Below are 9,258 nucleotides of genomic sequence, written 5' to 3'. Positions count from 1 at the left end.
AGGGCGAACTCCGCTCCACCGGAGCTCCACCACTTCGAGTAGGCGGCGCTCCGGTGCACGCGGAGGTGGTACCCCGCCAGGAAACCGGCGTGCACCCGGTCGACCTGGTCGGCGACGGCCGAGTTCTCCGGCCACACCAGGACGAGCCTGCGGTGCAGGGGGTTGCCGACGAGCGGTTTGACGACGATCCCGGCCTCGTCCCGCACGGCCGGGTGCACGCCGGTGACGGTGTTCTCCGACCGCACGAGTTCGAGCGCCGTGTCGAGGTCGACCCCGAAGTGCTCGAACCTCGGGGTGAACCCCGCGGCCTCGCACGTGAGCTGGAACGTCGACCGCGGGCCGCCGACGGACTCCTCCGGCATGGTCCACCGCTCGTCCGAGAGGTCGGCCAGGTCGAGCACCGGACGTTCGGCGAGGCGGTGGTCCGCGGGCAGCGCGACGAAGACGGGTTCGGTCAGCAGGGGTCTCCGGTGCACGCCGAACGGGACCCGCGGCGGCGTGCGGGCGAACTCGGCCAGGACGGCGAGGTCGAGCTTCTCGGTGCGCACGTGGTCGAGGACGGCCTCGCCGGTGCGCTCCATCTGCGTCGTGATCTCCTGCTCCGGCAGCACTTGGCGCACCGCCGACACCAGGTGCGGGATCAGGGTGCCGGTGACGCCGCCCAGCTGCACGGACGCGGGGTGCGCCCGGTCGGCGATCTTGCGGGCGGTCGTGCACAGGTCGTCGAACTTCTCCACGATCTCCTGCGCGCGCAGGACCACGTGCTCGCCGAGTTCGGTCAGCGCGATCCCGTGCGGGGCCCGCACGAACAGCTGCCCCCCGAACGTCCGCTCGATCCGCCGGATCTGAGCCGTGAGACCGGGTTGTGCGATCTTCAAGTCGGTGGCCGCTCGCCTGATGCTGCCCGCCGCTGCGACGGCGAGCACGACGTGGAGGTGACGAAGTTCTACTCGCACCGGACACACCTTATTGCAGAAGCGTGGCACCGACTGCTGCGAACGGATTTCCAAATTGGTCCGATAAGGCGCTTCAGTTCGGTATGAGGGGTATAACTCCCGAGTTATCGCTTCCTGATACTGCCCGCCCCTTCCGTTTTCTGGTCTGCTGAATCGACCGAATTGAAGGAGCGGCTCAACCGTGTCTGACACCCGAAAAGCGCTGCGGCTGAGGCGATTATCACGGCCGCACGATGGAAAGTACCTCTTCGTCCCGCTCGACCACAGCGTTTCGGACGGACCCGTCGTTCCCAACCACCGTTGGGGCGGGCTCATCACCGCCGTGGTGGCCGGTGGGGCCGACGCGATCGTGGTCCACAAGGGCCGGGTCCGCCTGATCGACCCGGCCGTGCTCGGCGACTGCGCGCTGGTGGTCCACCTCAGCGCCGGGACCGCCCACGCCGCCGACACCAACGCCAAGGTGCTCGTCGGCGACGTGGAGGAGGCGCTGCGGCTGGGCGCCGACGCGGTCAGCGTCCACGTCAACATCGGCTCGGACACCGAGGAGCGGCAGCTCGCCGACCTCGGCGTCGTCGCGTCGGCGTGCGACGCGTGGAACGTCCCGCTGATCGCGATGGCCTACGCCCGCGGCCCTCGGATCGCCGATCCGCACGACCCGGTGCTGCTGTCGCACGTCGTCAACATCGCCGCCGACCTCGGCGCGGACATCGTCAAGACCTCCATGGCGCTGCCGATCAGCCGCATGGCCGACGTGACCGCGCACTGCCCGATCCCCGTGCTCGCCGCGGGCGGGCCCGTGGACCACGTCGACCCGCTCGGGTACGCCGCCGCGGCGATGCGCGCCGGGTGCGCCGGTCTCGCGATCGGCCGCCGCGTCTTCACCGACCCGGCTCCCCGCAGCCTCGTCGCGGGCCTCTCGTCCGCTGTCCACCAGGGCGCCCGCCGGGGCGCCCACGCCGATCACCCCATCACGACCACGACAGGTGCCGCGTGAAATTCGCTTGGATCGATGTCCGCCAAGTACCCGAACACCAGCTCGAAGGAGTCGTCGACGCCGCCGTGCACGCCCGTGCGCGCGCGGTCGTCGCGGCCGACCCGGCCGTGCTCGCGACACTCCCGCCGACCGTGAAGCGAGTCCTCCTGCTCCCGGACGGCACCCCGCCGCCCGAGGGGGAGCACGGCGTCGACGTGGTGGCGCAGGTCGTGCACGACGAGGACGGCGTGCACGCGCTGCGCGGCACGGGCCGGGCCGCGTTCGTGGAGGTGCGGGACGACCGCACGCTCCGGCTCGCCTGCCTCGCCGCCGTGGAGCTGCCGCACACCGTGGTCAGCTTCACCGACCCCACGAAGATCCCCCTCGAAATCGTGATCGCGGCGGCGGACCGCGCGAGCGGCGAGCTGATCTGCGTGTGCGCCGACGTGGAGGAGGCCGGGATCGTCCTCGGCGTCCTGGAGCACGGCTCGGACGGCGTCATGCTGGCCCCGCGCGGCGCCGACGACGTGTTCGCGGTCGTGCGGCTCCTGGAGGCCGCCACACCCCCGCTCCAGCTCACCACCCTCACCGTGGAATCCGTGGCGCACAGCGGACTCGGCGACCGCGTGTGCGTCGACACGTGCACGCACTTCGAGGAGGACGAGGGCATCCTCGTCGGCTCCTTCTCCACCGGGTTCGTCCTGTGCTGCAGCGAGACCCACCCGCTGCCCTACATGCCGACCCGGCCCTTCCGGGTCAACGCGGGCGCGCTGCACTCCTACGTGCTCGGCGCGGACAACCGCACCAACTACCTGAGCGAACTCCGGTCCGGCGGGTCCGTGCTCGCGGTCAACGCCGAGGGCCGGACGCGCAAGGTCGTGGTGGGCAGGGCGAAGCTGGAGACCCGGCCGCTGCTCACCATCACCGCCCACTCGCCGGAGGGCGTCGCGGTGACCCTCATCGTGCAGGACGACTGGCACGTGCGGGTCCTCGGACCCGGCGGCAAGGTCCGCAACGTCACGGAACTCCAGCGGGGCGACGAGCTGCTCGGCTACGTGGCGACCGACCAGCGGCACGTGGGCTACCCCATCGGCGAGTTCTGCAGGGAGAGCTGATGACGCTCCGCATCGAGGACCTGATCGCCGACCTGCTGGCGAAGGGCGCCGACGACGCCCCGTTCCTGACCCACCGCGACTCCGTCACCCGAGGGGGGCTGCGGGCCGCGGTCGCGGCCGACGCGCGCGGGTTCGCCGCGGCGGGCGTGCGGCGCGGCAGCACCGTGGTGCTCCAGTCGCCCGCGAGCTTCACCCAGGTCCAGGCGCTGCTGGCGCTCTGGTCGCTGGGCGCGCAGGTGATGCTGGTCGAACCGAGGCTCGCCCCGGTCGAGCTGGAGGCGCTGCGGGCGCGGTGCCGCGGCCAGTTCGTGGTGCGCGCGGGTGACGTCGGGCGGACGCCCGTGCGGTTCCGCGAGCGCTTCGAGCTGGTCACCGAGGCGCACGCCGACGGCGTGCCCGCGTCGACCGACCACTGCCTGGTGCAGTTCAGCTCCGGCTCCACCGGCGTGCCCAAGGTCATCGCCCGCACCGCGGGGTCGCTGCGGACGGAGGTGGAGGTGTTCAACCGGCTGCCGAACATGCCGGTGGCGGGGGAGGGGGTGCTGCTGCTCAGCTCCACGTCGCACAGCTTCGGCCTGGCGTTCGGCATCCTGCGGTCGCTGGACGCAGGCGTGACCCTCGTGTTCTCCACCCAGGAGTCCGGGCGGGACATCGCCGAGACCGCCGCGGAGCACGCCGTCGTGGGGATCACCGGCCTGCCGCACCACTACGCGGCGCTCAACCAGGTCGAGGACCCGCCCGCGCTGCCCGCGCTGCGCTGGGTGCTCTCCGGCGGCGAGCTGATCCCGCGGGAGGTCGAGGAGCGCTTCGCCGCCCTGTACGGCCTGCCGATCGGCCAGGGCTACGGCACCACGGAGACCGGCATCCTCACGATGGACGTCACCGGCCTCACCCGGCCGACCGTCGGCCCGGTGTGCGACGGCATCCGGCTGCGGGTGCGCGACGGGCAGGTGGAGGTCGGGATGGACGCCTCGCCCTACCTCATCCAGCCGGAGGGGGCCAACTACTCGAACGGCTGGTGGCGCACCAGCGACCGGGGCGAGCTGACCGACGACGGGCTGCTCACCCTGCACGGACGCGCGGACTCGCTGGTCATCTTCGGCGGCAACAACATCGACCTGCTGGAGATCGAGGACGTGCTGCGCACCCACCCCCTGGTGGACGAGGCGATCGTGGTGTTCGACGGCGCGGTCGAGGCGTACGTGGCGACGACGTCGGACGAGCTGGACGAGGCCACCGTCGTCGGCTGGTGCGCGGCGCGGCTGGCGGACTTCAAGCAGCCGAGCGCGGTGCGGGTGCTGCGCAAGCTGCCCAGGACGCCGAACGGGAAGCTGGTCCGGGACCGGTCGGTGCTGGCCGGGTCGCCGTAGGTCCGGCGACCTCGGCCCCTCGACGCGGGGCACCCCTTCCGGCCGCCGGTCGTGGCGCTCGTGCCTCGACCACCGCTCACCCGGCGTGGGCGGTGGTCGAGGCGTGCGCGATCCGGTGCAGCCTCGCGGTGTCGACCTCGGCGGTCGGCACGCCGAACCGCTCGGCCAGCACGGCGGCGTACTCGGTGTGGGTGTCCAGGGCCGTCTCGACCCGGCCCGCGGGTCCGTCCGACGTCAGGCGGGTGCCGACCAGCGTCAGCACGTGGTCGTCGTGCGGTCGCTGCGCCATCACCAGCCGCACGAACGGCGACTCCGGCGCCGTCGTCTGGAACCGGTGCAGCGGCTGGAACGAGGCCAGGTCGACGGGCTCCTCGCGCAGCCGGTAGCCGGGCAGCCGCCCGTGCCGGTGCATCCCGATCCACCAGTCGTCGTCGGGGGCGACCTCGAAGTCGAACCCGCCGCGGTCGTGGCGGCCCGCGCGCAGGGGCAGCGGGTCGAGGAAACCCTGGCCCATCCCCACGTCGGCGACCCACGTGCCACCGCCGACGCGCACCAGCAGCGCCAGGTGGTTGCCCCAGTGCGGGTCGGCCTCGTCGCGGTCGCAGATCGCCGCGCACGCGAGCGTCACGTCGAACCCCAGGGCCCCCAGCAGCTCGGCGAACGCGGTGTTCAGCTCGTAGCAGTAGCCGCCGCGGCGGCGCACGACCACCTTGTCCAGGATCGTGGCGCGGTCCAGCGGCACGACGGCGTCCAGGTGCACGTCGAAGTTCTCGAACGGCACGGTCGCCAGGTGCGCCCGGTGCAGTGCCCCCAGCACCTCCGCGCTCGGCGCCACGTCGCCGCGGTACCCGATCCGGTCCAGGTAGGCGTCGGCGAGCGGTCCCATGCGCGGCAGTCTAGGAGTGGATCACCCCGGCCAGTCCGACAGCCGGGCCAGTTCGGTCGACCACGCGGGTTCGCCCGCGTCGGCCAGGCTCGGTTCGGTGCCCAGCGGCATCACGTCCTGGGTGTGGCGGAGGAAGTCCTCGACCCACGTCACCGACAGCCGCAGGGTGATCCGCAGCGTCCGCGAGTCCAGCTCGACGCTGGTCACCAGGCCGTGGCGCACGCGCACGTCCCCGATCCCGCCGCCCTCGGCGAGCAGTTCGCGGGAGAACGTCCAGCTCGTGATCTCGTCGTCGTGCAGCAGCAGCACGACGGCGAACGGGTCGGTGGTCGACCAGCTCAGCGACACGGGCGTGCCGGTCCGGTTGCGGCGCCAGCCGTCGCGCGACACCACGACGGTCCTGGTGCTGCTGCCGACCACCGTGTGCGTGGTGTCGACGCCGAAGCACGACAACCACTGCTGGTCGTCGCCTTCGCGGTGCTGGTAGGAGTGGGGTCCGCGGTTCATCGGTCGGGTCCTTCCAGGCGGCGGGCCTTTCCCGTGAGGAGGCCCGGCGCGGGCCCTGGATGCGTTTCGTGATCGAACCGCGACCAAAGCCCGTGAGTCCTCTGTGGACGGTGAAAACCGGGGGACCGGCGCCTGCTCCGCTGCTACGGTCCGGCCGGAGCCCCGAGACCTGGAGGTGCCCGATGTCGCGGTGCTACCTGACCACCGCCGTCGCCCACCGCGGCGAGCGGCCCGACCTCGGGTACGCGCTGGAGGTCGTGCGGGCCGACGTGCTCGCCAGGCACCGCAGGCTGCTCGGCGACCGGGTGCGGTTCCTGACCGGCGCGGCGTCCGACGCGTTCGCCGAGCTGCGGGAGCCGCTGGCCCTGTCCTACACCGAGTTCGCGGGCCCCGGCCGCGACGGCAGGCACTCCGCCGGGGTCGAGCGGCTCTGGCTGGCGTGCGCCGAGGCCGGTGACCTCCACGTCGAGGCGGGGACCTGGTACTTCCGGCTGTCCCGCCACGTCGACCGGCTCCGCGACCTGATCGGCGGCGGCAAGGTCGGGGTCGAACCGGCCGTCCACCGCGACGAGGTGCTCGACCTGCTCGGTCGGGGGCTCCCGGACGTCGCGGCCTCCGGGCCCGGCACCATCCCGGTGCCGGGCGACCCCGGCCGGTTCGTCGCCCCGTGGTGGGACGAGGTCGCCACGTACGTGACCAGCCTCGGCCACGGCGTCGACGGCCCGAACGTGCGGCGCTGGTGGACCGGCGGCGACCGCCGCGCGCACGTGGTGGCCCACCGCCTGCTGCGCTCGCACGCCGTGCACTGGCCCGCGGTGCTGCTGTCCGCCGGCCTGCCGCTGCCCACCGACGTCCTGGTGCTCGACGACGTCGAGAGCCGGGAGGACGAGTCCGCCTGGCCCGGTGACCTGGCCCGGCGGTACGGCTCGGACGCGGTGCGGTGGTGGCTGCTGCGCGACGCGCCCCGCACGACGGCCTCCGCCGCGTCGCGGGTCGTCTCGCGGGGCAACGGCGACCTGCTGAAGGGCCTGGCGGACCTGGTCGACCAGGTCACCGTGATGGTCCACCGCTACCGCGTCGGGAAGCCGCCGGTCGCCGGCGGGCCCGTCGAGGGCGCCGAGGCGCTGGACGCGGTGTGCCGCGAGGCCCCCGAACGGGTGCGCGACGCGCTCGCCTCGGTCGACTTCGAGCGGGCGACCACGGCCGTGTGGCGGATCGTGGAGGAGGCGCGGGCGTTCGCCCGCCTCGCCCGCCCGTGGGACCTGGCCCGCGCCGACCGCGGCGGCGACGCCGCGGCGGGCAGGAGGCTCGACGTCGTGCTCGCGGCCCAGCTGTCGGCCTGCCGCGTGCTGGCCCGCGAGCTGACTCCGTTCGTGCCCGCCCTGGCCACGCGGATCGCCCAGCAGTGCATCACGCTGACCGGTGCGCTGCCGCCGCACCAGGACCTGCTGCGGCGGCTCTGACCGGTCAGGAGGCCATCAGGTCGCGCACCATCGGCGCGACCTTCGTCCCGTACAGCTCGATGTTGCGCAGCACCGCACCGGCCGGGAGGCCCGCGATGCCGTACTTGAGGTCGAAGCGGGTCGCGCCGAGCGTCCGCAGCGTGGCGGCGATCTTGCGGGCGACGGTCTCGGGCGAGCCGACGTACCAGGAGCCGTTCTCGGAGACCTCCTGCTCGAACACCTCCCTGCTGGGCGGCCGGAACCCGCGCTGCCGCGACATCCGCGTGAGCACCTCCAGGTAGTGCGGGAACAGCTGCTCCCGCGCGGCGGCGTCGGTGTCGGCGACGTGGCCGGGCGAGTGCACGCCGATCGGCCTCGCCTGCCGGTCCAGCCGCCGCTGGGCCTCGCGGAACAGGTCGGCGAACGGCCGGAACCGCGCCGCCGGGCCGCCGATGACCGCGAGCATCAGCGACATCCCGTGCCGCGCCGTGCGCAGCACCGACTCGGGGCTGCCGCCCACGCCGATCCACGTCGGGATCGGGCCGGACTCGGTGCGCGGCACGACCCGCTGCCCGGTCAGCGGCGGCCGGGTCCGGCCGGACCAGTGCACCGGCTCCTCCTCCAGCAGCCGGGCGAACAGGTCCACCTTCTCCTCGAACAGCTCGTCGTAGTCGGCGAGGTCGTAGCCGAACAGCGGGAACGACTCGGTGCTCGACCCGCGTCCCAGGACCACCTCCGCGCGGCCGTCGGAGAGCGCGTGCAGCGTCGAGCACCGCTGGAACACCCGCACCGGGTCGTCGGAGCTGAGCACCGTGACCGCGGAGCCGAGGTGGATCCGGGAGGTGCGGGCCGCGACGGCGGCCAGCACGAGGTCCGGCGCCGACAGGGGCATCTCCTCCGTGTGGTGCTCGCCGATGCCGAAGAAGTCGAGTCCGACCTGGTCGGCGAGCACACCGTGGTCGACCAGGCCTCGGTGGGTCTCGGCGTGGGACATCGGCGCTCCCGCGTCGTCGGTGAGGACGTCGCCGAAGGTGTCCAGACCGAGCGTGGTGCCGCTCGAATACGTCGTCATGCCCCGATGTTGAACCGGGTGCGGGTGCCCGCGCCCCACCACCTCGTGGGTACCCACGACAGGGGAGGGCACGGGCCGGGACGGGGAAGGACGATGGGGGCATGAGCGAGCAGTTGGGCGAGTTCCTGCGGTCCAGGCGGGCGGCGCTGTCGCCCGCGGAGACCGGTGTGCCGACCTACGGCACGCCGCGCCGGGTGCCGGGGCTCAGGCGCGAGGAGGTCGCGCGGCTCGCGGGCGTGAGCGTGAACTACTACACCCGCATCGAGCAGGGCGAGAGCCACCAGATGTCCGACTCCGTCATGGAGGCCCTCGCGAACGCGCTGCGCCTGGACGAGGGCGAGCGGCTGCACCTGCTGCGCCTGGCGTGGCCCGCGCAGGTCACCCGCCGCGAGACCGGGCCCGAGGTGGTGCGGGACCCGGTGCTGGCGCTGGCCGAGGGCACCACCGAGCAGGCCGTGATCATCGTCGGCCGCCGCACCGACCTGCTCGGCGGCAACCGGCTGGGGTTCGCGCTGCTCGGGCTCAGGCCCGACGAGCGACCGAACCTGGCGAGGCAGGTGTTCCTGGAGCCCGCGATGCGGGACCTGGTCGTGAACTGGGAGGCCGAGGCCCGCAACGCGGCGTCGTACCTGCGGATGGCGTCGAGCGACCAGCCCGACGACCGGCTGCTGGCCGAGCTGATCGGCGACCTGAGCATCAGGAGCGCGGAGTTCGCCCGGATCTGGGCGACGCACCCGGTGGCGGAGTGCCTGCACTCGGTGCGCCAGTACGACCACCCGCTCGTGGGGCGGATGACGTTGAACGAGGAGAGCCTCCGGTTGCCCGACGACCCCGGCCAGCGGGTCATCTTCAGCGGTGCCGCGCCGGGGTCCGACTCGGCGGAGCGCCTGCGGCTGCTGGACTCGCTGGTGTCCTGAGACCGGGGAGGCCGCGCCTC

Annotated in this window: 9 protein-coding genes; 5 read left to right on the top strand and 4 right to left on the bottom strand. The window is 73.2% G+C overall.

Annotated features, from left to right (window positions below; all coding sequences use genetic code 11):
• A partial coding sequence (locus tag VFZ92_RS15980; RefSeq protein WP_330876713.1) for a LysR family transcriptional regulator occupies positions 1-956 on the bottom strand: 956 nt, incomplete at its 3' end.
• 181 nt (positions 957-1,137) lie between these two features.
• On the opposite strand from VFZ92_RS15980, the gene VFZ92_RS15975 reads away from it, so the two are divergent.
• From VFZ92_RS15975 to VFZ92_RS15965, 3 genes are read left to right on the top strand one after another with little or no spacing between them, the layout of a single operon-like run.
• The gene (locus VFZ92_RS15975; protein WP_330876712.1) at positions 1,138-1,950 is read left to right on the top strand and encodes a 2-amino-3,7-dideoxy-D-threo-hept-6-ulosonate synthase; all 813 of its coding nucleotides are present in this window, start codon (positions 1,138-1,140) and stop codon (positions 1,948-1,950) included.
• On the top strand, positions 1,947-3,044 hold the full coding sequence (locus tag VFZ92_RS15970) for a 3-dehydroquinate synthase II (protein ID WP_330876711.1): 1,098 nt from the start codon (positions 1,947-1,949) through the stop codon (positions 3,042-3,044). The genes VFZ92_RS15975 and VFZ92_RS15970 overlap by 4 nt, the downstream gene beginning before the upstream one ends.
• The gene (locus tag VFZ92_RS15965; protein ID WP_330876710.1) at positions 3,044-4,414 is read left to right on the top strand and encodes a fatty acid--CoA ligase family protein; all 1,371 of its coding nucleotides are present in this window, start codon (positions 3,044-3,046) and stop codon (positions 4,412-4,414) included. Before VFZ92_RS15970 ends, VFZ92_RS15965 begins: the two co-directional genes overlap by 1 nt.
• Positions 4,415-4,490: 76 nt before the next feature.
• Here the strand turns inward: VFZ92_RS15965 and VFZ92_RS15960 are convergent, their stop codons facing one another.
• Positions 4,491-5,300, bottom strand: a complete 810-nt coding sequence (locus tag VFZ92_RS15960) for an arylamine N-acetyltransferase family protein (RefSeq protein WP_330876709.1) — start codon at positions 5,298-5,300, stop codon at positions 4,491-4,493.
• Between the two features lie 21 nt (positions 5,301-5,321).
• A complete protein-coding gene (locus VFZ92_RS15955; protein WP_330876708.1) occupies positions 5,322-5,807 on the bottom strand; it encodes an SsgA family sporulation/cell division regulator in 486 nt (161 codons plus the stop codon).
• A 182-nt stretch (positions 5,808-5,989) separates the two neighbouring features.
• Here VFZ92_RS15955 and VFZ92_RS15950 point away from each other — a divergent pair, with 182 nt between their 5' ends.
• Complete coding sequence (locus VFZ92_RS15950) at positions 5,990-7,270, top strand: class I tRNA ligase family protein (RefSeq protein WP_330876707.1); 1,281 nt, start codon at positions 5,990-5,992, stop codon at positions 7,268-7,270.
• 4 nt (positions 7,271-7,274) lie between these two features.
• On the opposite strand, the gene VFZ92_RS15945 is transcribed toward VFZ92_RS15950, so the two are convergent.
• Positions 7,275-8,321 carry an LLM class flavin-dependent oxidoreductase gene (locus VFZ92_RS15945; RefSeq protein WP_330876706.1) on the bottom strand — a complete coding sequence of 349 codons (1,047 nt, stop codon included), beginning with the start codon at positions 8,319-8,321 and terminating at the stop codon, positions 7,275-7,277.
• A 101-nt stretch (positions 8,322-8,422) separates the two neighbouring features.
• On the opposite strand from VFZ92_RS15945, the gene VFZ92_RS15940 reads away from it, so the two are divergent.
• A complete protein-coding gene (locus tag VFZ92_RS15940; RefSeq protein ID WP_330876705.1) occupies positions 8,423-9,238 on the top strand; it encodes a helix-turn-helix transcriptional regulator in 816 nt (271 codons plus the stop codon).
• The last annotated feature ends 20 nt before the right edge of the window (positions 9,239-9,258 follow it).

The organism is Umezawaea sp. (genome assembly GCF_036375055.1).
Classification (GTDB): domain Bacteria; phylum Actinomycetota; class Actinomycetes; order Mycobacteriales; family Pseudonocardiaceae; genus Umezawaea.
This window is presented reverse-complemented; position numbering and strand designations above follow the sequence as displayed.

Coding starts and splice junctions, on each gene's coding strand:
- VFZ92_RS15965 (WP_330876710.1), top strand. CDS start 3,044: ATGACGCTCCGCATCGAGGACCTGATCGCCGACCTGCTGGCGAAGGGC.
- VFZ92_RS15960 (WP_330876709.1), bottom strand. CDS start 5,300: ATGGGACCGCTCGCCGACGCCTACCTGGACCGGATCGGGTACCGCGGC.
- VFZ92_RS15955 (WP_330876708.1), bottom strand. CDS start 5,807: ATGAACCGCGGACCCCACTCCTACCAGCACCGCGAAGGCGACGACCAG.
- VFZ92_RS15950 (WP_330876707.1), top strand. CDS start 5,990: ATGTCGCGGTGCTACCTGACCACCGCCGTCGCCCACCGCGGCGAGCGG.
- VFZ92_RS15945 (WP_330876706.1), bottom strand. CDS start 8,321: ATGACGACGTATTCGAGCGGCACCACGCTCGGTCTGGACACCTTCGGC.
- VFZ92_RS15940 (WP_330876705.1), top strand. CDS start 8,423: ATGAGCGAGCAGTTGGGCGAGTTCCTGCGGTCCAGGCGGGCGGCGCTG.